Annotated in this window: 24 protein-coding genes and 1 tRNA gene; 8 read left to right on the forward strand and 17 right to left on the reverse strand. The window is 67.2% G+C overall.

Going from position 1 to position 22,794, the window contains the following annotated elements:
• Window positions 1-42: 42 nt before the first annotated feature.
• Complete coding sequence (locus BG90_RS12055; protein ID WP_010116677.1) at window positions 43-873, forward strand: undecaprenyl-diphosphate phosphatase; 831 nt, start codon at window positions 43-45, stop codon at window positions 871-873.
• A 139-nt stretch (window positions 874-1,012) separates the two neighbouring features.
• Here BG90_RS12055 and trmB read toward each other — a convergent pair whose 3' ends face one another.
• The 3 genes from trmB to BG90_RS12070 form a co-directional block, all read right to left on the reverse strand.
• Window positions 1,013-1,813 (reverse strand): tRNA (guanosine(46)-N7)-methyltransferase TrmB, encoded by an 801-nt coding sequence (gene trmB, locus BG90_RS12060; protein ID WP_010105811.1) that lies wholly within the window; start codon window positions 1,811-1,813, stop codon window positions 1,013-1,015.
• Between the two features lie 160 nt (window positions 1,814-1,973).
• Window positions 1,974-2,048: transfer RNA gene (locus BG90_RS12065), tRNA-Gly, on the reverse strand.
• A gap of 601 nt (window positions 2,049-2,649) precedes the next feature.
• The gene (locus tag BG90_RS12070) at window positions 2,650-3,624 is read right to left on the reverse strand and encodes a quinone oxidoreductase family protein (protein WP_025989954.1); all 975 of its coding nucleotides are present in this window, start codon (window positions 3,622-3,624) and stop codon (window positions 2,650-2,652) included.
• A gap of 125 nt (window positions 3,625-3,749) precedes the next feature.
• Here BG90_RS12070 and BG90_RS12075 point away from each other — a divergent pair, with 125 nt between their 5' ends.
• On the forward strand, window positions 3,750-4,634 hold the full coding sequence (locus BG90_RS12075; protein WP_010116675.1) for a LysR family transcriptional regulator: 885 nt from the start codon (window positions 3,750-3,752) through the stop codon (window positions 4,632-4,634).
• A 186-nt stretch (window positions 4,635-4,820) separates the two neighbouring features.
• On the opposite strand, the gene BG90_RS12080 is transcribed toward BG90_RS12075, so the two are convergent.
• Entirely contained in the window at window positions 4,821-6,041 is a 1,221-nt protein-coding gene (locus BG90_RS12080; RefSeq protein WP_010116674.1) for a S53 family peptidase, read from the reverse strand.
• A gap of 296 nt (window positions 6,042-6,337) precedes the next feature.
• Complete coding sequence (locus BG90_RS35010; protein ID WP_124072255.1) at window positions 6,338-6,613, reverse strand: hypothetical protein; 276 nt, start codon at window positions 6,611-6,613, stop codon at window positions 6,338-6,340.
• Window positions 6,614-6,675: 62 nt separating this feature from the next.
• Here BG90_RS35010 and crcB point away from each other — a divergent pair, with 62 nt between their 5' ends.
• Together crcB and BG90_RS12090 are read left to right on the forward strand one after the other, a co-directional pair.
• Window positions 6,676-7,062: a fluoride efflux transporter CrcB gene (crcB, locus tag BG90_RS12085; protein ID WP_010116665.1), complete on the forward strand. Its 387-nt coding sequence runs from the start codon at window positions 6,676-6,678 to the stop codon at window positions 7,060-7,062.
• Window positions 7,063-7,084: 22 nt separating this feature from the next.
• Complete coding sequence (locus BG90_RS12090) at window positions 7,085-7,444, forward strand: DUF190 domain-containing protein (protein ID WP_010116663.1); 360 nt, start codon at window positions 7,085-7,087, stop codon at window positions 7,442-7,444.
• 4 nt (window positions 7,445-7,448) lie between these two features.
• Here BG90_RS12090 and BG90_RS12095 read toward each other — a convergent pair whose 3' ends face one another.
• Both BG90_RS12095 and BG90_RS12100 read right to left on the reverse strand, forming a co-directional pair.
• Window positions 7,449-8,012, reverse strand: a complete 564-nt coding sequence (locus BG90_RS12095) for a YggT family protein (RefSeq protein WP_010116661.1) — start codon at window positions 8,010-8,012, stop codon at window positions 7,449-7,451.
• An 83-nt stretch (window positions 8,013-8,095) separates the two neighbouring features.
• Window positions 8,096-9,094, reverse strand: a complete 999-nt coding sequence (locus BG90_RS12100) for a Rossmann-like and DUF2520 domain-containing protein (protein ID WP_045568142.1) — start codon at window positions 9,092-9,094, stop codon at window positions 8,096-8,098.
• Window positions 9,095-9,522: 428 nt separating this feature from the next.
• On the opposite strand from BG90_RS12100, the gene BG90_RS12105 reads away from it, so the two are divergent.
• On the forward strand, window positions 9,523-9,813 hold the full coding sequence (locus BG90_RS12105) for a hypothetical protein (RefSeq protein WP_010116650.1): 291 nt from the start codon (window positions 9,523-9,525) through the stop codon (window positions 9,811-9,813).
• A 162-nt stretch (window positions 9,814-9,975) separates the two neighbouring features.
• Window positions 9,976-10,959, forward strand: a complete 984-nt coding sequence (locus tag BG90_RS12110; protein WP_025989953.1) for a threo-3-hydroxy-L-aspartate ammonia-lyase — start codon at window positions 9,976-9,978, stop codon at window positions 10,957-10,959.
• A 225-nt stretch (window positions 10,960-11,184) separates the two neighbouring features.
• On the opposite strand, the gene BG90_RS12115 is transcribed toward BG90_RS12110, so the two are convergent.
• Together BG90_RS12115 and BG90_RS12120 are read right to left on the reverse strand one after the other, a co-directional pair.
• Window positions 11,185-11,862: a LysE family translocator gene (locus tag BG90_RS12115; protein WP_010105779.1), complete on the reverse strand. Its 678-nt coding sequence runs from the start codon at window positions 11,860-11,862 to the stop codon at window positions 11,185-11,187.
• A gap of 38 nt (window positions 11,863-11,900) precedes the next feature.
• Window positions 11,901-13,460 carry a UbiD family decarboxylase gene (locus tag BG90_RS12120; RefSeq protein ID WP_010116646.1) on the reverse strand — a complete coding sequence of 520 codons (1,560 nt, stop codon included), beginning with the start codon at window positions 13,458-13,460 and terminating at the stop codon, window positions 11,901-11,903.
• Window positions 13,461-14,040: 580 nt separating this feature from the next.
• Here BG90_RS12120 and BG90_RS12125 point away from each other — a divergent pair.
• Window positions 14,041-15,150: a lytic transglycosylase domain-containing protein gene (locus BG90_RS12125; RefSeq protein WP_010105773.1), complete on the forward strand. Its 1,110-nt coding sequence runs from the start codon at window positions 14,041-14,043 to the stop codon at window positions 15,148-15,150.
• Window positions 15,151-15,659: 509 nt separating this feature from the next.
• On the opposite strand, the gene BG90_RS12130 is transcribed toward BG90_RS12125, so the two are convergent.
• The 6 genes from BG90_RS12130 to BG90_RS36975 all read right to left on the reverse strand — a co-directional run bounded on the left by BG90_RS12130 (window position 15,660) and on the right by BG90_RS36975 (window position 20,179).
• On the reverse strand, window positions 15,660-16,853 hold the full coding sequence (locus tag BG90_RS12130; RefSeq protein ID WP_010105766.1) for a pyridoxal phosphate-dependent aminotransferase: 1,194 nt from the start codon (window positions 16,851-16,853) through the stop codon (window positions 15,660-15,662).
• A 60-nt stretch (window positions 16,854-16,913) separates the two neighbouring features.
• Window positions 16,914-17,351 (reverse strand): transcription antitermination factor NusB, encoded by a 438-nt coding sequence (nusB, locus tag BG90_RS12135; RefSeq protein ID WP_010105764.1) that lies wholly within the window; start codon window positions 17,349-17,351, stop codon window positions 16,914-16,916.
• Window positions 17,348-17,866 (reverse strand): 6,7-dimethyl-8-ribityllumazine synthase, encoded by a 519-nt coding sequence (ribH, locus tag BG90_RS12140; RefSeq protein ID WP_010105762.1) that lies wholly within the window; start codon window positions 17,864-17,866, stop codon window positions 17,348-17,350. The genes nusB and ribH overlap by 4 nt, the downstream gene beginning before the upstream one ends.
• Before the next feature lie 80 nt (window positions 17,867-17,946).
• Complete coding sequence (gene ribBA / locus BG90_RS12145; protein ID WP_010105760.1) at window positions 17,947-19,083, reverse strand: bifunctional 3,4-dihydroxy-2-butanone-4-phosphate synthase/GTP cyclohydrolase II; 1,137 nt, start codon at window positions 19,081-19,083, stop codon at window positions 17,947-17,949.
• Between the two features lie 440 nt (window positions 19,084-19,523).
• Entirely contained in the window at window positions 19,524-19,838 is a 315-nt protein-coding gene (locus tag BG90_RS36970; protein WP_010121216.1) for a helix-turn-helix domain-containing protein, read from the reverse strand.
• Window positions 19,835-20,179: a type II toxin-antitoxin system RelE/ParE family toxin gene (locus BG90_RS36975; RefSeq protein ID WP_010121214.1), complete on the reverse strand. Its 345-nt coding sequence runs from the start codon at window positions 20,177-20,179 to the stop codon at window positions 19,835-19,837. The genes BG90_RS36970 and BG90_RS36975 overlap by 4 nt, the downstream gene beginning before the upstream one ends.
• A 160-nt stretch (window positions 20,180-20,339) precedes the next feature.
• On the opposite strand from BG90_RS36975, the gene BG90_RS12165 reads away from it, so the two are divergent.
• Entirely contained in the window at window positions 20,340-20,840 is a 501-nt protein-coding gene (locus BG90_RS12165; protein ID WP_010121212.1) for a DUF6933 domain-containing protein, read from the forward strand.
• 153 nt (window positions 20,841-20,993) lie between these two features.
• Here the strand turns inward: BG90_RS12165 and BG90_RS12170 are convergent, their stop codons facing one another.
• Together BG90_RS12170 and ribD are read right to left on the reverse strand one after the other, a co-directional pair.
• Entirely contained in the window at window positions 20,994-21,623 is a 630-nt protein-coding gene (locus tag BG90_RS12170; RefSeq protein WP_010105743.1) for a riboflavin synthase, read from the reverse strand.
• A gap of 14 nt (window positions 21,624-21,637) precedes the next feature.
• Window positions 21,638-22,774 (reverse strand): bifunctional diaminohydroxyphosphoribosylaminopyrimidine deaminase/5-amino-6-(5-phosphoribosylamino)uracil reductase RibD, encoded by a 1,137-nt coding sequence (gene ribD, locus BG90_RS12175; RefSeq protein ID WP_045568144.1) that lies wholly within the window; start codon window positions 22,772-22,774, stop codon window positions 21,638-21,640.
• Window positions 22,775-22,794: the final 20 nt, after the last annotated feature.

Here is a 22,794-nt window from a genome sequence, read left to right on the forward strand (position 1 = left end):
GTTCCGTGGCCTCGTTCGACTCACTTCTGAAGCGGGCCACGGATGGATTGGATACTGATTTGCAAAGCGCTGGCGCTCGGCATCGTCGAGGGGCTGACTGAATTCCTGCCGGTGTCGAGCACCGGCCATTTGATCGTCGCGGGCAGCTTCCTGCGTTTTCATGCCGAACAGGCGAAGACGTTCGACGTCGTGATTCAGTTCGGCGCGATTCTCGCCGTGTGCTGGGAATACCGCCGCCGGATCGTGGACGTCGTGACCGGCCTGCCCGCCCAGCGCGAAGCGCGGCGCTTCGTGATGAACGTCGTGATCGCGACACTCCCGGCGATCTCGCTCGCGCTGCTGTTCGAGAAGACCATCAAATCGGTGCTGTTCGCGCCGGTGCCCGTCGCGGTCGCGCTCGTCGTCGGCGGCGTGGTGATCCTGTGGGTCGAAGGGCGGCAGCGCGAGCGGGGTGCGCCCGCGCGCGTGCAGTCGATCGATGCGCTGACGCCGCTCGATGCGCTGAAGGTCGGCCTCGCGCAGTGTTTCGCGTTGATTCCGGGGATGTCGCGGTCCGGCTCGACGATCATCGGCGGGATACTGTTCGGCCTCGATCGGCGCGTCGCGACCGAATTCTCGTTCTTTCTCGCGATCCCGGTGATCTTCGGCGCGACGCTGTACGAGACCGCCAAGGACTGGCGCGCATTCGACGCCGATTCGATCGGCCTCTTCTCGATCGGCCTCGTCGCCGCCTTCGTCAGCGCATTCGCGTGCGTGCGCTGGCTGCTGCGCTACGTCGCATCGCACGATTTCACCGCGTTCGCGTGGTACCGGATCGCGTTCGGGCTGTTCGTGCTGCTCGTCGGGTACAGCGGCTGGATCGAGTGGACCTGAGGCCGCGGCCGCGGTCCTTCGCCTCGGTAATTCTGCGCCTCGACAACTGATGAGCGGCGGCGGGTGCGCCGCCGCTGTCGGACATGCTTCGGACGGATTCCGCGGCCGACGCCGCGCGTGATCCGTGCGGCGTCGCGCGTCAGTTCGCGCGCTTCTGGAACACGAGATCCCACACGCCGTGCCCGAGCCGCAAGCCGCGGCGCTCGAACTTCGTTACCGGACGATAGTCGGGGCGGGGCGCGTAGCCTTCCGCGGTGTTTTCGAGCGTCGGATCGGCGCCGAGCACCTCGAGCATCTGTTCCGCATAGTTCTGCCAGTCGGTCGCGCAATGCAGGTACGCGCCCGGCTTGAGCCGCGCCGCGAGCTGCGCGACGAACGGCGGCTGGATCAGCCGGCGCTTGTGATGACGCGCCTTGTGCCACGGGTCCGGGAAGAAGATGTGGACGCCGTCGAGGCTGTCAGGCGCGATCATGTGCTCGAGCACCTCGACCGCGTCGTGCTGGATGATCCGGATGTTCGTCAGTTGCTGCTCGCCGATCAGCTTCAGCAGCGCGCCGACGCCCGGCTCGTGCACCTCGACGCCGATGAAGTCGTCGTCTGGGCGAAGCGCGGCGATCTCGGCCGTCGATGCGCCCATCCCGAAGCCGATCTCGAGCACGCGCGGCGCGCGGCGGCCGAAGATCGCGTCCCAGTCCGGCCGCGCGCGCTCGTACGGGACGACGAAGCGCGGGCCGAACTCGTCGAGCGCGCGGCGCTGGCCGGTCGACACGCGGCCGGCGCGTGTCACGAAGCTGCGGATGCGGCGCAGGTGGAGCGGGTTCGATTCGTCGCCGCCACCACTGGCGCCGGCTGCCGGAGCGGCGTCGGTCGCCGATGCGGAGGCGGCGTCGTTGGCGTCGTCGTGCGGCGCGCCGGGAGCGTTCGGATCGTCGTGAGTCATCGTGGCAATGAAAGGCGAGTGGCGGGCCGGGTGCCGCGGCGCGCGCGGCGGCGTCGCGATGGACGGGCCGCCCGGTACTGCGTACGAAATACGAAAAAGCCGCCTTCGACGAGGCGGCTTCGCGTGCTTCGGCTGCGGATGGCATCCACGGCCGGGAAAGTGGAGCGGGCGATGGGAATCGAACCCACGTCATCAGCTTGGGAAGCTGAGGTAATGGCCATTATACGACGCCCGCAGAACGCGTGATTCTACAGGGTTTGGGGCGAGGTTGGCAATTGTGAGGTTTTGGCGAGTGGGGCGGGAAATAGCATCGCTTGCTGATGCAGCAGTGGCATCACGGGGTTCGCTGATTGAATCGTGAATCACCATCGAATTCCTAGACGCTCGCGACGACGTGACATCTGGCCCGAGCGCCGCCGCCGGCACGTGGTTCGTCGTATTCCACCGGCAATGCAGCCAGTCGCCGCGAGCCGGTTCACCTCGGCGCGAGCCACACGCTCGCCGATCTCGCGACGCGGATCGCGGCTGCGCGTCCGCGATCGCGCGAAGATGGCGGCCGATGCACGAGAACATCGCGACGTTGAGCTTCGCAGCCGGTCGAGATCCAGCCGGACAGTCGGGGCGATGGCCTGGGAGGAGGGCATCGTGGAGCGGCAGCCGACGCGTCCGGCTAGGCGGCCGAATCACATATCGGCCGCCGTCGGCCGTCAAATGCTCCATGCTCCATGCTTCATCGCACATCCTGCCGGCGTGTTCGCGCGAACGATACTACGCATGGTCGCAACGATCACTGCAAGCAAATGCGCAACGCGCGAGGCGCGGCGTCGAACGCTCCGTTACACGGTCAGGATCACGCTGCCCGTGGTCCTGCCGGCTTCGAGCTCGGCATGGGCGCGCGCCGCGTCGGTCAGCGCGTAGCGTGCGCCGATCGGCCCGACCATCCCGTCGACCAGCACGTCGAGCAGATCGCTCGTGCCGCGCGCGTACAGATCCGGATCGTCCGCATACGCGAGCGAACTCGGCCGCATCAGCGCGATCGAGCGGGCGAAGCCGAGATCCTCGACGCGCACGGGCGGGATCGGGCCCGCCGGTTGGCCGAGGCTCGCGACGACGCCGAACGGACGGACGACGCGCAGCGTCTGCGCGACCATGCTCCCGCCGATGCCGTCGATCGCGAGGTGCACGCCGCGGCGCTCGGCCACGCGCACGGCGTCGTCGGTCCAATGCGGATCGGTATGGAGAAGCACGTGATCGGCGCCCGCCGCGCGGGCGAGATCGATCTTGCCGGGCGAGCCGACCGTGCCGATCACGTTGGCGCCGAGCCGCTTCGCCCATCGCACGACGATCTGTCCGAGCCCGCCCGCGGCCGCATGCACGAGAATCCAGTCGCCGCGCTTCGTCGGATGCACGTTGTGCAGCAGCATGTGCGCGGTGAGCCCGCGCAGCATCGAACTGCCGGCCGTCTCGAACGAGAGCGCATCGGGAATCCTGACGAGCCGGCTCTCCGGCAGCAAGCGCGACTCGGCGTAAGCGCCGATCGGCGCACCCGTGTAGGCGACGCGATCGCCGGGCCGCAGGCGCGCGACCTCGCCGCCCACCGCCTCGACGATGCCCGCGCCTTCGAAGCCGATCACGGCGGGCAGCGACGCGACGGGGTAGAGGCCGCTGCGGAAATAGGTATCGACGAAATTCACGCCGATCACCGATTGCTTGATGCGCACGTCGAGCGGCCCCGGAGCGGGGACCTCGACGTCGATGGCCTTCAGCACCTCGGGGCCGCCCGTTTGCGTCATCGCCATGGCAAGAGTCATCTGATTTCTCCAATGTTGCGAACTGGTGTGAGGCGCGGATCCGTGCGTCGAAGCGAAGGGTATCGCTCGCGTCGATCTGATGTAAATTCCCCAGATCTGCACTCTCTCTGTGGAAAATTGCACCGATGTTCGATTGGGAAAACTTGCGCCATTTTCTGGCGGTCGCGCGTGTCGGCACGTTGTCGGGCGCGGCGCGCGAGCTGGGCGTCGATCATGCGACGGTCGGCCGCCGGGTCACGATGCTCGAAACCGAATTGCAGGTGCGTCTCGTCGAGCGCTTTCCACGGCACTGCACGCTGACGGGCGCCGGCCGGCGGATCTTCGAGATCGCGTCGACGATGGAGTCGGGCGCATTCGCGATCGAGCGCGCGGTTCAGGCGGAGCGGTCGCAATTGACGGGCACGGTCGTCGTCAGCGCGCCGCCCGTGCTCGTCACGAACTTCTTCGCGGCGACGACGACGGCGTTTCGCGAACGCTATCCCGGCATCCAGCTCGCGCTGTCGGGGCAGGCGCAGAGCGTGTCGCTGAGCCGGCGCGAGGCCGACGTCGCGGTGCGGCTCGTGCGTCCGAAGGAGGCGGGCAACGTCGTGCGGCGCATCGGCGCGATGGAGTTCGCGCTCTATGCGGCGCGGCGCTACCCGTATCTGCAGGAGCCGGCGCGCTGGGAATTCATCGGCTACGACGATCAGTTCGACGACATGCCGCAGCAGCGATGGCTGAAGAAGGTCGCGGGCAAGCGGCCGGTCGTGTGCCGGCTCGGCGACATCACGAGCCAATTTGCGGCGACGCGCGCCGGCGCCGGAATCGGGATGCTGCCGCGATTCCTGCCGAGCGCGAGCGACGATCTCGTCGAGCTCGACGCCGACGCCGAGCCGTTCGTGCGCGATATCTGGCTCGTCGTGCATCGGCAGTTGAAGGCCGCGCCGCCGATTCGCGCGGTGATGGATTTCATCGTCGAGCGGGTGCAGGGCACGCCGGCGCTGCAGCGGGCGAATGCGGCCGCGAAATGATCGGGGGGCGAGCGAGCCGGCGGCCGTGTGCGGATCGGTGGCGGGCCGGCAGGCGTCGCTTGTCGTCGAACGCTTCTGAGCGCGCATCGCCCGGGCGTATGATCGTTTCGACTTCGATCGAGATCTCCGCGCCATGTCCGATTCACGCCGCCGGATCTTTGGCGCGCCGCCTTCACGCCGCGCGCGTCAAGGCTGCGCGACGAGTCCCTGAATCAGATTGAGCGCCTGCGGCGAGCCCAATCCCGTCACGTAGTCGTAGCCGCCGTTCGCAGTGCAGATCGTCCCGCAAGTGCCGTTGGTGCCCGACGTCACGTCGTGGTAGTCGCTGCCGTACGCGGATTTGCCGACCGTGTAGAGCAGGTTGTACGGGCCGGCGAGCTTCGCCTTGCCGGCGGCGGTGCGCATCGAGTTCGCGATCGCGAAGAGCCCCGCCCATTGCGGCGCGCCCGCGCTCGTGCCGCCGACCACGAACCAGCCCGACTGCCCTTGGTAAGTGACGGAGTCGTACACCGCGAAGCCCGAGCCCGGATTCGCGTTGTAGCCGACGTCGGGCACGCCGCGGCTGCCGGCGTACGGAATCGGCCACAGCGCCTGTCCGGACGGCTCCGGCTCGTACGTGCTGACGCCGCCGCCGCTGCCGCTCCACGCGGTTTCGCCGAGGTAGTTGCCGTACGCGTCGGTGGACAGCGTCGTGCCGCCGACCGCGACGACGTACGGCGACGCCGCCGGATACTCGCTGCCGTTGCCGCTGTCGCCCGACGACGCGACGAACGTGACGCGTGACGGCGAGCCGAAGTGGCTGTCGAAGCCGGTCTCCGAGCTGAACTCGCTGCCGCCGAAGCTCATCGACACGACGGACGCGCCGTTGCCGACGGCGACGTCGACCGCGGTCATCAGGTCGTTGAAGCTGTTCGATGCCGCTTCGACGAGCACGATCTTCGCTTTTGGCGCGATCGCGTGCACCCATTCGACGTCGAGCGACATCTCGAGCGACCAGCCGGCGTCGGCGCGCGGCTTGCTGCCGTTCGCGTAGATCTTCTTGAAGCAGCCGTTCGACGTCGTGCAGGTCGGCAGCGAGAAGGTCTTGCTGAATACGCCGAGATCGGATTCGATCTTCGGGTCGTCGTATGCGTCGATGATCGCGACCACCATGCCGTCGCCCTGGTTCGCGATCGAGTCGAAGCCGTACGCGTGCCGCACGGTGGCGGGCGCGAGGCCCGCGACGGTCGTACCGGCGATGCGCAGCTTGTTCGTGTGGAACGGCGGCCGCGCGAAGCCTTTCGGCACACGGGTGCCTTCGACGTATGACGACGACTGGCCGTTGCCCTGCGCGAGCGCGGCTGTCGACGCGAACGCCTGAAGGCACGCGGCCGTTATCAATATGGATAGCAGGGGATTGTTTTTCATGGCGCATTCTCCATATCAATAAAATGGCGTGGTCTGTTTGAATTCTACGGAGCGGAGAAATTTTTTTGAATAAAAATTAGCGTGCTGAGGGAATTCACCGAGTCCGTTTTGATATCCGGAACATGGGCATCGTTGTTCATTTCGAACCGATGGGATGCGTTGTCGAATAAGGCCGGATGGCCGATCGGGCGAGCGGCTCACGGCGCGCTCGCACGGGGCGGGCGGTATCCGGAGTAACCCGGGTGGAATTTTTTAAATAATCATAATAATTGATTTATAGGGATATTGTTTTTGTTTTATTTGGCATCCTTGAAATAGAACGAACGGTAGTTTTCATTCGACATTTTTACGCGAGGATTACGATTTTTCGGAGTGGCCGCATCGATGCGGCGGGAAGGCGAAGCGCCGCCGGTGCATCCGGGCGGCGGCCGGCATTCGGCGCGGCGCGCGGGCCGGCCGATTGCCGGGCGGCCGGAAATCCGCATAAAGTTGAGCGTGCGCAGCCGGCTCAGGCGCGTCCGGCATCTCGCGCCGCGCCGAATGCCGGCCGCCGCCGCACGTCCTGCGGGCATCGCGCATGCCCGCGGCGCGGACGTCGCGCGGACCTTCTCCCCGTCAATCGTGAGGTGCGGCCTTGTTCTATTCGATCGTCGCGATCTTCGTCGGCGCCGGGCTCGGCGCGCTGCTGCGCTGGTTCCTGAGCCTCGGCCTCAATGCGCTCTTGCCCGAAGTGCCGCTCGGCACGCTCGCGTCGAACCTCATCGGCGGCTATCTGATCGGGATCGCGGTCGTCGCGTTTACCATGAGGGCGGGGCTGCCGCCCGAATGGCGCCTCTTCGTGATCACGGGCTTCATGGGCGGGCTCACGACGTTCTCCACCTACTCGGTCGAAGTGATGACGCACGCGGCTCAGGGCGAGTTCGGCTGGGCGCTCGCCGTGGCTGCCCTACACTTGATAGGTTCGTTCACATTGACGGGGCTCGGCATGTGGACCGCGCGGGCGTGGCTCGCGCCGGCCTGATGCGGCCCGGGCGGAGGTGGCTATGGACGGAGTCTTCCTGCGTTTTTACGTACACGAGAATCACCGGCTGCACTGGAAGCCGCTCTGGGAGTGGCTGCTCGAGGAAGCGAACCGGATGGGCATCGCGGGCGGCTCCGCGTTTCGCGCGATGGCGGGGTTCGGCCAGCATCGGGTGCTGCACGAGGATCGCTTCTTCGAGTTGCAGGGCTCGCTTGCGATCGAGGTCGAATTCATCGTCACGGAAGACGAGGCGCAGCGGCTCATCGAGCGCGTGTCGCGCGAGAAGGTGCGCGTGTGCTACGCGACGATCCCCGCGCACTTCGGCGTGATCGACAATCTCGGCGACGGCGCGCCGGCCGCCGCCGGTCCGCCGAACCGGTAGCGCGTCAGATCCCGAACAGCGTGAGCGAAACCGCCGCGCGCGTCACGATCATGATCAGCACCTGGACGATCACGAACAGCAGGATCGGCGACAGGTCGATGCCGCCCAGGTGCGGGATCACCCGGCGCAGCGGGTTCAGGAACGGCGCCGTCAACTGATACAGGATCGCCATCGCGGGCGAGCGCGGGTTCAGCCACGACAGCAGCGCCATCAGGATCGTCAGCCACAGCACGAGATTGAGCGCCCATTTCACGACGGTCAGCAGCGCGACGATGAGGATCGTCGGGATGATCGACAGCGCGTCGACGCCCGCCATCGTCACCATCAGCGCGACATAGACGAGCGATGTGACGAGCGCCGCGACGATGCTCGCCCAATCGACGCCGCGCACGCCCGGGACGATGTGCCGCAGCGGCAGCACGAGCCAGTTGGTCGCCTGCAGCACGGCCTGCGTGACGGGGTTGTAGGGCGGCACGCGCACGGCCTGCAGCCAGACGCGCAGAATCAGCGCGGCGCCGAACAGCGTGAAGACGGTATTGAGCAGAAAACGGGCGATCTCGCCGAACATCGTTTGAATCCTTTTCCTTATCCAGTCCAGTCGGGTAGCGTGCCGTCGCCGCCCGCAGGCGGCGCGCATCGGGCGTCACCTTATCACGGCTCGTCGCGGGCGGGGCGCGCGAGGTCGAGCGAACGGGCGAGCGACGCGTCGACCGCGTGCTTGAGCGCGTCGAGCGACGGCGGCGGCGACGCGCGCTTGCGCGCGAGCGCGACGGCGCGGCGGGTGTGGAGCGCGTAGAGCGCCGCGTGATCGCCGCCGAGCGACTCGAGGAGCGAGAGCTGCCGCTCGACGATGCCGACGTCGCCGCGCGACACGGGCCCCGCGAGCGCGTTCGCGAGTCCTTTGTCGCGCGCGGTCTCGATCGTGCCGGCGAGCATCGGCAGCAGCGCGCGCAGCGCGTCGTCCTCGGCGAGGCCGAGCGAGCGCCACAGCTCGACGCATTCGGCGAGGTTGCAGAGCGCGAAGCTCGCCGCGTAGTTGGCGGCCGCGTGATAGAGCATCCGGCCGCCCGCCGGGATCGACAGCGGATGGCAGCCGAGCGCGGCGGCGAGCGCGACGAGCACGTCCTTCAGCGCGCCGTCGGCCTCGATCGTCACCGAGCAGCCGTCGATCCGCGCGAGATCGGCGTCGCCGCCGCCGAACAGGTAGAGCGGATGGAAGCCGCCCGTCGCCGCGCCCTGCGCGCGCGCGGGGGCGAGCAGATCGACGCTCGACGCGCCGCTGCAGTGGACGAGCGCCTGGTCGCCCGCGCGCGCCGGCGCGAAGCGCAATTCGGCGGCGATCCGGCCGAGCGCGTCGTCGGGCACGGTGACGAAGATCAGGTCGGCGGCGTCGACGACCGCCTGCGGCGAATCGACCGCCGCGCAACGCGCGCCGTGCGCCGCGTTGCCGTGGCCGGAACGTGCGGGGTCAGCGGCGTCGCGTGCGGCTTGGTCGGCATCGATCTGCGCGGCGAGCGCGGCGGCCGGCGCGGGCGAGCGGCTCGCGATCGCGGTGACGGCGTAGCCGGCGCGCGCGAAGCGGCGGGCGACGCAGCGGGCAAGGCGGCCCGCGCCGATGAAGCCGATGCGGGGCGTAGCGGACAAGGACATGGATGCGATCCTGAATCTGCGGCAAACCATCAGTATCGCGTATTCGGCGGCGGCGGCGTTCGATCCAGCCCCAAAAGGCCGCCGCATTTTTTGAGGGACGGAATGCGCGGCGGGATCCGTCCGTGTCGCGCCGTCCACATACTGTCTCTAATTTGTAATCGTTCATTACCGGTCGCCGGACGGATGGCGCGGCGGGGCGCGCGGCGCCTCCCGCGATTCCTCGCAATCCGCCGAATTGCAGCCGGACCGCGCCCGCGCGGCCGCGTCCGATCCCGCGCGCGGCCTTGCCGCGAGGCTTTGCGCAATTGCAATTTGCAACAAATGCGCGTGGCTCGCGATGCGGGATTTCGCTACATTCGACTCATGCGGCAAGCTTGCCGTCGCTGTCGATGCGGTGGGCGCTGACGCCCGCTGCCAGGAGAACCAAAGTGAAAAAGCTCATTCCGTTGATCGCCGTTGCAGTCCTGGGCCTGGGCGCTGCGAGCGCCGCCCAGGCGCACGTGTCGATCGGTGTCGGCATCGGGGTGCCGATCGCGCCGGCGTATCCGGTTTACGCCGCGCCGCCGCCCGTTTATTACGCGCCGCCTCCGCCGCCTGTCGTCTACGCGCCGGCGCCCGCGTACTACGCGCCGCCTGTCGTGGTCGGCGGCTACTACGGCTACGGGCGCCCGTACTGGCGCCATCACGGCTACTACGGCCGTCCGTACTGGCGTTATTGATTGCTGACGTCGACGCGCCGCCTGGCCGGCGGCGCGCCTGATGCCGCGGCGCTGCACGGCGATGGTTCGTGCCGCGCCGTTTTCTTTTTCGGGGCTGCGCGAGTCGAGCGAAGCTGGGACAATGACCGTTTCCTTGTCCAACGCGTTTTCCTACTCGCCGCCATGCCTGTTCAATCCGCTTCCGACCTCGCCATCCCGACCTTCGACGACGTGGCCGACGCGGCCGCCCGGCTCGCCGGCGTCGCGCATCGCACGCCCGTCCTCACGTCCAGCACGGCCGACGCGCGCACCGGCGCGACGATCTTCTTCAAATGCGAGAACTTCCAGCGGATGGGCGCGTTCAAGTTCCGCGGCGCGTACAACTCGATCTCGCACTTCGACGCCGAACAGCGCCGCGCGGGCGTGCTCACGTATTCGTCCGGCAACCACGCGCAGGCGATCGCGCTTGCCGCGCGCCTCGCGGGCATCCACGCGACGATCGTGATGCCGCACGACGCGCCCGCCGCGAAGGTCGCGGCGACGAAGGGCTACGGCGGCGAAGTCATCACCTACGATCGCTACACGGAAAGCCGCGAGGAGATTGGCGCGCGGCTCGCGCAGGAGCGTGGGATGACGCTCGTGCCGCCGTATGACCATCCGCACGTGATCGCCGGGCAGGGGACGGCCGCGAAGGAACTGATCGACGAAGTCGGCGAACTCGACATGCTCGTCGTGCCGCTCGGCGGCGGCGGGCTGATTGCGGGCAGTGCGCTGTCGGCGGCTGCGCTCGCGGCCGGCTGCGCCGTGATCGGCGTCGAGCCGGAAGCGGGCAACGACGCGCAGCAGTCGCTTGCGCGCGGCGAGGTCGTGCACATCCCGGTGCCGCGGACGATCGCGGACGGCGCGGCGTCGACGCACGTCGGCGCGTACAACTTCCCGATCATCCAGAAGCTCGTCAAGCGGATCGTCACGGTCAGCGACGCGCAACTGATCGAGGCGATGCGCTTCTTCGCGGAGCGGATGAAAATGGTCGTCGAGCCGACCGGCTGCCTCGGCGCGGCCGCGGTGCTCGATGGCGTGCTGCCCGTCGCGGGCAAGCGCATCGGTGTGATCCTGAGCGGCGGGAACGTCGATCTCGCGCGCTACGGCGAGTTCCTGCGCGGGTGAGCGCGTGCGTGCGGCTTGCGGCGTGTCTTGTCGGCAGGCCGCACGCGCGAGCGGCGGGCCGGTCGATCCATCGAGGCGAGCGGCCGGTCCGGATAGGCCGGGCTGCGTATGCGGTTGCGCGAGCGGCTCGAGATCCTGACTTCGACCGCGTCGTTCGAGCCGTCTGAGCCGACCCGCACGATTTGAACGATTTGAACGACTTGAGCGACTCGCATCGTGCCAGCGTCAAGCCGCCGCGTTCAGAATCAGGTCGCGATAGCCGCCGACGATCACGCTGTACGAGAAATACGCGAAAAGCAGCGCCGACACGACGTGACACGCGCGCATCAGCCCTGCGCCCGCGCGCTTGCGGCCCTGGCTCGCGAGCGTGCAGAGAAAGAGCGTCCACGCGAGCCCGCCGAGGAAGAACCCCGACAGAAACACGGATGCCGTCGCGGGCGTCGTCGCGCCGGCCTTCGCGATCAGCGCGCCGCCGACCGCCGCGAACCACAGGATCGCCGACGGCGACGACATCGCGAGCAGCATTCCGCGCGCGAAATTGCGCCACGTGCTCGCTCGTATGGGAGCGGCGGGGGTATCGTCGTCCACGGCATCGTGCGCCGGTTCGGGAAAGAGCGCCTCGCGCGCCATCTTCCACGTGAGGAACAGCAGCACAGCGCCGCCGCCGAGCCATACGATCCAGCGCACCGCTTCGAATTGCAGCAGCACGGCCATCCCGGCGAGCGCGAGCGCCGCATAGACGAGATCGCCGACGCACGAGCCGACGCCGAGCCAGAATCCCGGCCTGAATCCGTGCGACAGCGTGAGCGACAGCATCGCGACATTCACGAGGCCGATGTCGAGACAAAGCGAAAGCGACAAAAAAAAACCGTCGGACAGCATCGACGTGGGGGCGAAGCTCATGGTGCGTCGTCGTTATCGAAGGTTGGAGAAGCGGAAGCTCACGACAAGCCGATGTCGGTCCACAGACGATCGACGCGCGCCTTCACGGCGGCGTCCATCTCGATCGGCCGGCCCCATTCGCGCTGGGTTTCGCCCGGCCACTTGTTGGTCGCGTCGAGCCCCATCTTCGAGCCGAGACCCGCGACGGGCGACGCGAAGTCGAGATAGTCGATCGGCGTGCTCTCGACGAGCACGGTGTCGCGCGCCGGATCGACGCGCGTCGTGATCGCCCAGATCACCTCCTTCCAGTCGCGCACGTTCACGTCCTCGTCGACGACGACGATGAACTTCGTATACATGAACTGCCGCAGAAAGCTCCAGACGCCGAACATCACGCGCTTCGCGTGGCCCGCGTAGCTCTTCTTCATCTGGACGATGGCCATCCGGTAGCTGCAGCCCTCGGGCGGCAGGTAGAAGTCGGTGATCTCGGGGAACTGCTTCTGCAGGAGCGGCACGAACACCTCGTTCAGCGCGACGCCGAGCACGGCCGGCTCGTCGGGCGGCTTGCCGGTGTAGGTCGAATGGTAGATCGCGTCGCGGCGCATCGTGATCCGCTCGACGGTGAAGACCGGAAACCACTCCTGCTCGTTGTAATAGCCGGTGTGGTCGCCGTACGGGCCTTCGAGCGCGTGCTCGTAGCCGGCCGCGGCGCCCGCAGCCGGCCGCGGCGGCGCGCCTTCGGGCGCCGGAGCGGGCGTGCCTTGCTGCGGATGAATGAAGCCTTCGAGGACGATCTCCGCGCGCGCGGGCACCTGCAGCGTGTCGACGCCGGGCGTCAGGCATTTCGCGAGCTCGGTGCGCGCGCCGCGCAAGAGGCCGGCGAACTGGTATTCGGACAGCGTGTCGGGCACGGGCGTGACGGCGCCGAGCGTCGTCGCCGGATCGGTGCCGAGCACGACGGCGACCGGATACGGCTGGCCCGGGTTCTTCAGCGCGAATTCGCGGAAATCGAGCGCGCCGCCTCGATGCGCGAGCCAGCGCATGATCAGTTTGTTGCGTCCGATCAGTTGCTGCCGATAGATGCCGAGATTCTGGCGGGTCTTGTTCGGCCCGCGCGTGACCGTCAGGCCCCAGGTAATGAGCGGACCCGCGTCGCCGGGCCAGCAGGTCTGGATCGGCAGCTTGTGCAGATCGACATCGGCGCCTTCCCAGACGATCTCCTGGCACGGCGGCGCGGACACCGTCTTCGGGCCCATGTCCCAGACGGCCTTCGCGAGCGACAGCAGCTTGCCTGCGTCCTTCAGGCTCTTCGGCGGATCGGGCTCCTTGAGCGCGGACAGCAGTCGGCCGACGTCGCGCAGCGACGCGAGCGCCGCTTCGTCGTCGGCATCGACACCCATTCCGAGCGCGACGCGCCGCGGCGTGCCGAACAGATTGCCGAGCACCGGAAACCGGTAGCCGGTCGGCGCGTCGAACAGGAGCGCGGGGCCGCCCGCGCGCAGCACGCGGTCGCAGAGTTCGGTCATTTCGAGGACGGGCGACACGGGCTGCGTGATGCGCCGCAACTCGCCGAGCTGTTCGAGGCTGTTGATGAAATCGCGTAAGTCTTTGTATTTCATGAAGGATGTCCGGGCCGCGCGCGACAGGCGGCGGCGGTGAGGGCGGGCACGGCGTCCGCCCGGAAACGAGCGCCGATTTTACCCGGCCGGACGGCCAGGCGATGGAAACGTAAAAAAATGGCGGCGGATCCGAGCGCCAGGCGGCACGCGGCTTCCAAATCCGACCCGTAACAAATCATTACTTTTTGTTATGAAATCGTATTTCTATAGTGTTGACGATCTATAAAACCCTGCTAGAATCCGCTCACATTGGTTGCAGGTCCCAGTGTTGAACCATCAATCCCCGGTCCTATAGACGCAACGCGTCGCCGTCCGCCGATACCTGCACGGCCTTCTGACGGTCTGTTTGTTGTCCTAGCCAGCGCCCAGTCGACGCTGGTTTTTTGCGTAGGAGCCTCGCGCGTCCGCCTGCCGCAAGTGCAGGCCCTGTTTCGACGTGGCTCCGAACGGTACTTATACCGTTTCTCCGATACCGATGCGGTCTGACCAAGACGCTCGGTGTCTTGATTCCGCGGCAGCGCGCCATGTCTCGCCTCGAGAACCGAGCGAGCCGCACGAATCATGCCCGTGGAGGATCTGAATGAACGCTTGGTTATCGTGGCGTCCCAGTGAGCGGCATGCGCAGATATTGCGCGCAGCGCTGCGTCGCGGGACGCGTGTCAGTCACCATCTATTGAGCGTGGTCGGTTGCTGTGCGGTTGCGATCGCGCTCGCGCTGTGGCTGCTGCCCAACGTGCGCGGCACGCTCGCAGCAAAAGTAATGCCGTTCGTGTCGGCTGCCGTCCAGGCCGGTCCGGCGCGGCTCCTCAGCGGCCATCCGCTCCCGACCTTCGGCCCGGCGAATGCCGACGAAGCCGAATCGATCAACGCGGACGCGACGCCTGCGCCGACGGCAACGGCCGCGCCCGCCGACGTCGGCGCGGCGCTCGACGCCGTGCGCAACGGTCCTTCGCCCGTGTCGCTCGCGAAGCTCATCCCGACGCAGCGGGTCGCCGCCGACGCGCGCGACGACCGCGTGCTCGCGTCGAACCGCGAACAGGCGCTCGTCGCCACTTACCTCGCGCGCCGCTACCGCGTCGCGCAGGAGCCCGTCGGCCAGCTCGTGAAGGCGGCGTTCCAGACGGGCCGCGACGTCGGGCTCGACCCGCTGCTGATCCTTGCCGTGATGGCGATCGAATCCGGCTTCAATCCATACGCCGAAAGCGGCGTCGGCGCGCAGGGCCTGATGCAGGTGATGTCGAAGGTCCATTCGGACAAGTTCGAGTATTTCGGCGGTACCGATGCGGCGCTGCAGCCGCTCGTCAACATCCAGGTCGGCGCGCTCGTGCTGAAGGATTGCATCGCGCGCGGCGGCTCGCTCTCGGGCGGGCTGCGTCTGTACGTCGGCGCGACGACGCCCGACGACGGCGGCTACGGCACGAAGGTGATCGGCGAGCGCGACCGGCTGCGCGATGTCGCGCGCGGCCGCAAGGTATCGATCTATGCGTCGCAGCAGCCCGCGCAGGGCGCAGTGACGGTCGCGACGGTATCGACGTCGGGCTCGACGCAAAAGCGCGTGCGTACGACGCTCGACGGCGCGCACCCGCTGACAATCAAGGCGGCCGCCGCGCCGAAGGCGCCGCAGCAGGACGACGCGAGCGTCGACACGGCGGCGAAGCACGACACCGCTGCTTCGGAGCTCGGCACCTGACGGGTGGCGATGGCGATTGCCGAATGCGCCGGAGCGGCGGGCCGCTTCGGTCGCGAGCAGGTTGCAGAAGGCTGGGAATCATCGAAAGGGCCGAGTCCGGTGTCAGACGGGACTCGGCTTTTTCGTTTGGGCGGGCGAGGATGTTGCGCGTGTTGTAGGTGCAACTAACTGCAAGCGGTAGTGTGTGTGACGGCCACGCCGATTTGTCGCAAATCGGCGCGGTTGCGGCACGCGGCCCAGTACTTACGCTGAAGTCCGAAGTCCGAAGTCCGAAGTCCGAAGTCCGAAGTCCGAAGTCCGAAGTCCGAAGTCCGAAGTCCCAAAGCGCAAATCGTCAAGCTCGGCCTCGAGGCGAGCGGCGCAGTGAAGGGCGGGGCACGGAAAGCCGAAGGCGAAAGAGGTGGGAAGCAGGATGGGCGATCGCGAGACGCGCCGCGGCGCGACCGCCGTGATCGGCAGCAACGGACGGTGCCCGCAATGCGGCCGGCGGCGCCCTTGCCGAGAGCCTTCTACCGTCCGAACAGCTTGCCGAGACGCTCGACCGCCTCTTCGAGCCGCGAGTACGCAGTCGCATAGGACAGCCGGATATAGTCGTGCGGCGCATGAACGCCGAAATCCATCCCCGGCACGAGCACGACGCCCGCGTCGTGCAGCATCGCGTTCACGAGCGCGGCGCTGTCGCCTGCCGCCGGATGCGCGACGCCGCCGCATTGCGCGTATACATAGAACGCGCCGTCCGGCATCACGGGCACCTCGAAACCGAGCGATTCGATCGCCGGCACGATGAAATCGCGGCGGCGCTTGAATTCGGCGCGGCGCGCCTCGTAGATCGCGAGCGTGTCCGGCTCGAAGCATGCGAGCGCCGCATGCTGCGCGAGCGCCGACGGGCAGATGAACAGGTTCTGCGCGAGTTTTTCGAACGTGCCGACGAGCGCCGGCGGCACGACGAGCCAGCCGAGCCGCCAGCCCGTCATGTTGAAGTACTTCGAGAAGCTGTTGACGGTGACGACGTCGTCGCCGAACGACAGCGCCGAGACGGGCGCGCCGTCGTAGCTCAGGCCCTGGTAGATCTCGTCGACGATCGTGAAGCCGCCGCGCGCGCGCACGGCGTCGATGATCCGGCCGAGTTCGGCGGGCTCGAGCGACGTGCCCGTCGGGTTCGACGGCGACGCGAGCAGCACGCCGCGCGTGCGTTCGCCCCAGCGCGCCTTCACGTCGTTCGCGGTCAGCTGGAAGCGGGTTTCGGGGCCGCTCGGCACGAGCATCGCGCGGCCTTCGGCCGTCGCGACGAAGTGGCGGTTGCACGGATACGAAGGATCGGGCATCAGCACTTCGTCGTCACGGCCGACGAGCGCGAGACACGCGAGCAGCAGCGCGGCCGACGCGCCCGCCGTCACGACGATCCGCTCCGGCGCGATCGCGAGACCGTACGCGCGCGCATAGTGCGCGGCGATCGCCTCGCGCAGCGGCGCGATGCCGAGCGCGCTCGTGTATTGCGTGACGCCGCGGCGCAGCGCCGCGGCCGCCGCCTCGATGACGGGCTCCGGCGCGGTGAAGTCCGGCTCGCCGATGCTCATGTGGATGACGTCGCGGCCGGCGCGCTCGAGCACGGCGGCCTCCTTGACGATCTCCATCACGTAGAACGGCTCGATCGCGTCGACGCGCGACGCGAGCCTCAGGAGCGAATCGGCAGCGGTATTCATCGTCGAATCAAAACGTTGGGGAAGCGGAAAGCGGGCGCGCGCCGCGCGCCCGCGAAGGGGTTACGCGTCGCGTCGCGCCTGCGTTTCGGCCGGGCGCAGCTTGACGGAGAGCTTGTCGAGCACGCCGTTCACGTACTTGTAGCCGTCCGAGCCGCCGAACGTCTTCGCGAGTTCGACGGCCTCGTTGATGATCACGCGGTACGGCGTTTCGATCTGATGCGTGAGCTCGTACGTCGCGATCAGCAGCACCGCGCGTTCGACGGGCGACAGTTGGTCGATCGGACGGTCGAGGCTCGGCGAGATCGCTTCGGCAAGCGCCGCGTGCTCGCGGATCACGCCGTGCAGAATCGTGTCGAGCAGCGTCTTGTCGGCCTTGTCGTAACCCAGCGCGCCGCGCAATTGCGCGTCGATCTCGCCCGGCGCCGCGTTCGACAGCAGCCACTGATACAGGCCCTGCGTCGCCAGCTCGCGCGATTGTCGGCGGGCGCTCTTCTTCATGCGCGCTCCTCTTCGTCTTCGTCGTCCTCGTCTTCATCCTCTTCGTCGTCGCTCAATTGATCGAGCGTCATCGTGAGGTTCGCCATCTCGACGGCGACGCGTGCGGCGTCGCGGCCCTTCTCGGTCATCCGGGCGATCGCCTGCTCGTCGGTTTCGGTCGTGAGCACGGCGTTCGCGATCGGCGTGTTGAAGTCGAGCGCGATGCGCGTGATGCCCGCGCCGCTCTCGTTCGACACGAGCTCGAAGTGATAGGTCTCGCCGCGGATCACCGCGCCGAGCGCGATCAGCGCGTCGAACTGGTTGCTTTCCGCGAGCTTTTGCAGCGCGAGCGGGATTTCGAGCGCGCCCGGCACGGTCACGAGCAGCACGTCTTCGCCGGCGACGCCCAAGCGCTCCAGCTCTTCGACGCACGCGTCCGCGAGGCCGTTGCAGACGGGCTCGTTGAAGCGCGATTGAACGATGCCGATACGCAGGCCATCGCCTTCGAGGTTCGGTTGATATTGTCCGATTTCCATGTTCTTTCCGTGGTGTGGATTAGCGGTGATAGGGGCTGCAGCACAGGCTGACAACAGTACGACACTACGACACGAGACCGTTATGCGGCGTCGGGCGTCGACGTCGCGCCGCCCGGCATCGGCGCGAAGCCGGTGACTTCGAGGCCGTAGCCGGACATGCTGCCGAGCTTGCGCGGATTCGACAGCACCTGCATCTTGCCGACGCCGACGTCGCGCAGGATCTGCGCGCCGATGCCGAACGTCTTGAAATCGACCGGCCGGCGCTTGAGCGCGGCCGCCTTCTCCTTCTCGTCGAACGCGAGGAACACGTCGACGAGATGCTCGTTCGTGTCGCCGCAGTTCAGCAGCACGACCACGCCGAGCTCGCGCGCGGCGATTTCCTTCATCGCGGCGTCGAGCGTCCACGAGTGGGTCGATATGCCGGTCTCGAGCAGGTCGAGCACCGACAGCGGCTCGTGCACGCGCACGGGCGTCTCGTCGTGCGGCGCGGGCGTGCCGCGCACGAGCGCGATGTGCGGCGAGCCCGTCGGATGATCGCGGTACAGCACCGCCTTGAACGGGCCGTGCGCCGTCTGCATCGTGCGTTCGGCAACGCGCTCGACGATCGATTCGGTGCGGCTGCGATAGTGGATCAGATCGGCGATCGTGCCGATCTTCAGGCCGTGCTCCTTGCCGAATTCGATCAGGTCCGGCAGGCGCGCCATCGTGCCGTCGTCCTTGATGATCTCGCAGATCACGGCGGCGGGCGTGAGGCCCGCGAGCGCCGTCAGATCGCAGCCCGCCTCGGTGTGGCCCGCGCGCACGAGCACGCCGCCCGGCTGCGCCATGATCGGGAACACGTGGCCCGGCTGCACGATGTGCTCGGCGCGCGCGTCGTGCGCGACCGCGGTCGCGATCGTGCGCGCGCGGTCCGCGGCCGAGATGCCCGTCGTCACGCCTTCGGCCGCTTCGATGCTGACCGTGAACGCGGTGCCGTACTGGGTGCCGTTGCGATACGTCATCAGCGGCAGGTGGAGCTGCTTGCAGCGCTCCTGCGTGAGCGTGAGGCAAATCAGCCCGCGGCCGTAGCGAGCCATGAAGTTGATCGCTTCCGGCGTGACGAACTCGGCGGCGAGCACGAGGTCGCCCTCGTTTTCGCGGTCTTCTTCGTCGACCAGGATCACCATCCGGCCGGCTTTGAGCTCGGCAATGATGTCGGGCGTGGAGGCGAGCGTCATAAAAGGATCAGGGGAGGGGAAAGCGCGTATTTTACGCCACGCGCGCCGGGTTTTAGCCGGATGCGGCGCGACGGCCGGCCGCGTCGGCCGAACGGCCTATGGCGGCGCGCGCGGCGATGCGGCCGGAGCGCCGCGCGGCGGACGTTCGGCGCGCGCCGGTGCGCGATATCCGGCGGGCGGCGCAGATGCGAAAAGGGCGCGATGCGTGCGCCGATCGTCCGATCGCGCGCCCGCGCCGCGCGCCGCGCCGGTTCACGCTTACTTCGGCGCGTTCACCATCCGCTCGACGTATCGCGCGATTATGTGGAGTCTGGCGGGAAAACCAAGCCCCACATAAGCGGGATCAAGAAAAGCTGCTCGTATACCGTCAGAAATACCGTCGCGTCACGGTGCTTGTAGCGAGACGACCACAGGCGATGGTGGACGCTGCCCGCAATTGTTCAGAGCGTTTCCAGCATCTGAAGCGTTTCCGGGTGCTTGGCGACCAGTCGGATCAGCGTGGCCGCTTGTGCGTTGGGCTTGGCCTTGCCTTGTTCCCAATTCTGATACGTACGCACATTGATGCGCAGGCTTCGGGCCATGACGGCTTGCGACGCGTGAGAGGCTTCACGCACGGCCTTGATTTCTGCTGGCGAAACTTCGAGCGCATCGGGCACATCGGCCTTGATCTTGCGCAGCGTGATTTTCCCTTCGCGCTCGGCAGTAAGGGCATCGAGACCCTCGGTCAATTCAGCAAACAGATTTCGCTTCTTCATTGCTTGCTCCGTATCGTGACCTCTCTTTCCAGTAGCTTTGCGAAGGCTTTGCGCTCGTCACTGGAGAGGTCTGCCATTTCATCCTTGTCGTACAGTGTGAACAACCAGAATTGATAACCGCTGACCCAGTAGTAATAGATCACCCGTAGGCCACCGCGTTTGCCTTTCTGGCGGCGTTTGTCGGCGAACCTCAACTTCCGCAGACCGCCGGCTCCCTTGATCAGGTCGCCAGCCTCGGGATTGGCCAGCAGCTCTTTCTGCAGGACGGCGTACTCGTCATCCGCCAGGTAGTTCTCGCGTTCACGGGAAAACGTCGGCAGTTCAATGAAGGTCGCTTCCATAAAAAATTATACGCTACTTGCGTATAATTGCAAGAGCACGCTTCGGCGAGCCGGGCCGAACTACGCTTGGGCCTACCGCTCATCGCGCCGGAGTCGGTTGGAGGTACGCCATGTTAGCTCGGCGTACATCTTCTTTTGGTACACGGTTGCTCCCCTTTCTATGCTCTATCTTTACTGCACTCACAAGCTGCTCAAACGTCTGAAACCCGACGTGGTCGAGGCTGGAAGCAGCACGACGAAGCTTGGCAACTGGTACGCAACTGTTTTGCCATGGCGGCCTCAGGTCGCGATGCTGGTGAATGAGCAGACGCTATTGCCGGTGCTGATGCCGTTGGCTCCTGCCACCAACCTAGCGGTTAGGTTCCCGGAAGCTCTGATAGACATACTGGCCGCCCACGGGATGCCGGGTTCGTTTATCGAGTCGGAAGTGAGCGAAATGCAGGTCGTCAAATACGCGAAGACACAAAATCGCAGCGTTGTCGGCATCATGACGGAGTTCGCGCATCTCGCCGAAGCCTACCGCGCCCACGACAAACCGACCGAACTCATCGAACTGTCGCTAAAACTGGCGCGCACCCCATGTAGCCCGCTTTACAAGGGACCAGTGTCTCCAGAGCGGGCGTTGAAAGCGTTGACGAACGATGGGGGAGCAGCTTCCTGATTGCGATTTGCCGCGGCGTAGTCCGGGTCGAGTAGGCCGGAGGGCCGATACTCGACGCGCCGGATGCAAAGCGGCTACGGGTTACAGAGTCGCCCGATGGACGACTTGCCGCCGAGCGAAAGACAGCCATGCAGCTGTAGCTGACCGCAGCGGTCAGCTACGCTGTATCGGCGGCGCCGACGACAGAATCCTTTCGGTGTACCGCGCGATCATGTCGATCTCCAGATTGACCTTCGCGCCGGCCTTCAGATGCCGCAGCGTCGTCACCTCGACCGTATGAGGAATCAGGTTGATCGAGAATTCGCAGCCGTCGTCGCGGTCCTCGACCGAATTGACGGTAAGGCTCACGCCGTTGACGGTGATCGAGCCCTTGTAAGCGAGATAGCGGCCGAGCTCGCGCGGCGCGAGCACGCGCAGCTCGTGCGATTCGCCGACGGGCGCAAAGCGCGTGACCGTGCCGAGCCCGTCGACGTGCCCGGACACGATGTGGCCGCCAAGGCGATCGTGCGCGCGCAGCGCTTTTTCGAGGTTCACGTCGCCCGGCTCGGCGAGGCCGACCGTCTTGTTCAGGCTTTCGCGCGACACCTCGACGTCGAACGTGTCGGCCGTCTTCGCGACGACCGTCATGCACGCGCCCTGGATCGCGATGCTGTCGCCGAGCGCGACGTCGGCGAGGTCGAGCCCGCCCGCGCGCAATTCGAGGCGCACGCCCGCGTCGGGCGAGGAGGCGATCGGCTCGATCGTTTCGATGCGGCCGACCGCCGCGACGATTCCGGTAAACATCGTGTCGGGTTCCGTTATGAATGAGTAGGGGACGCGCTCGCGTGTGCGTTCGCGAAGCGCGCGAGGATGCGCAGGTCGTCGCCGACGCGCTCGACGCTATGGAACGCGAGCCGCGTGCGGTCGGCGAGCGACGGGGGCGCGGCGACCTCGAACATCGCCGCCGCGTCGGCGCCGAGCAGGCTCGGCGCGAGATAGACGAGCAGCTCGTCGACGCAGCGCTCGCGCAGCAGCGAGCCGTTCAGCTTGTGGCCCGCCTCGACGTGCAGTTCGTTGATCCCGCGTTCGCCGAGCATGGCGAGCATGGCGGGCAGATCGACCTTGCCGCGCGCGTTCGCGAGCGGCACGATCTCCGCGCCGCGCGCGCGCAGCGCGTCCGCGCGCGCTTCGCTCTGCGAGTCGAGCGCGCCGCAGAAGATGAGGAGCGAGCCGCCTTCGAGCAGGCGCGCGGAGAGCGGAATGTCCAGGCGGCTGTCGATCAGCACGCGGCGCGGCTGGCGCGGCGTGTCGACGCCGCGCACGTTGAGCTGCGGATCGTCTTCGCGCACGGTGCCGATGCCCGTCAGGATCGCGCAGGCGCGCGCCCGCCACTTGTGGCCGTCGTCGCGCGCGGCGTCGCCCGTGATCCACTTGCTTTCGCCGGATGCGAGCGCGGTGCGCCCGTCGAGCGACGCGGCCGTCTTCATCCGCACCCAAGGCCGGCCGCGCGTCATCCGCGACACGAAGCCGATGTTCATCTCGTGCGCCTCGTGCGTGAGCAGACCGCAGCGCACGTCGATGCCCGCGTCGCGCAGCATCGCGAGGCCGCGCCCGGACACCTGCGGGTTCGGGTCCTCCATCGCCGCGACGACCTTGCCGACGCGCGCGTCGATCAGCGCGTGCGCGCACGGCGGCGTGCGGCCGAAGTGGCTGCACGGCTCGAGCGTCACGTAGACGGTCGCGTCGCGCAGGTCGCCGCCGCGCGCACGCGCGTCCTTCAATGCCTGCACTTCCGCGTGATCCTGGCCTGCCGGCTGCGTGAAGCCCTCGCCGATCACGACGTCGTTCTGGACGATCACGCAGCCGACGCGCGGATTCGGCGTCGTCGTGTACATCCCGCGCGCGGCGAGCGCGAGCGCGCGCTGCATGTGGGTGAAGTCGCTTTCCGAGAACATCGGTGGGTCCTGTCTGTCGT

Source organism: Burkholderia oklahomensis C6786, from assembly GCF_000959365.1.
Classification (GTDB): domain Bacteria; phylum Pseudomonadota; class Gammaproteobacteria; order Burkholderiales; family Burkholderiaceae; genus Burkholderia; species Burkholderia oklahomensis.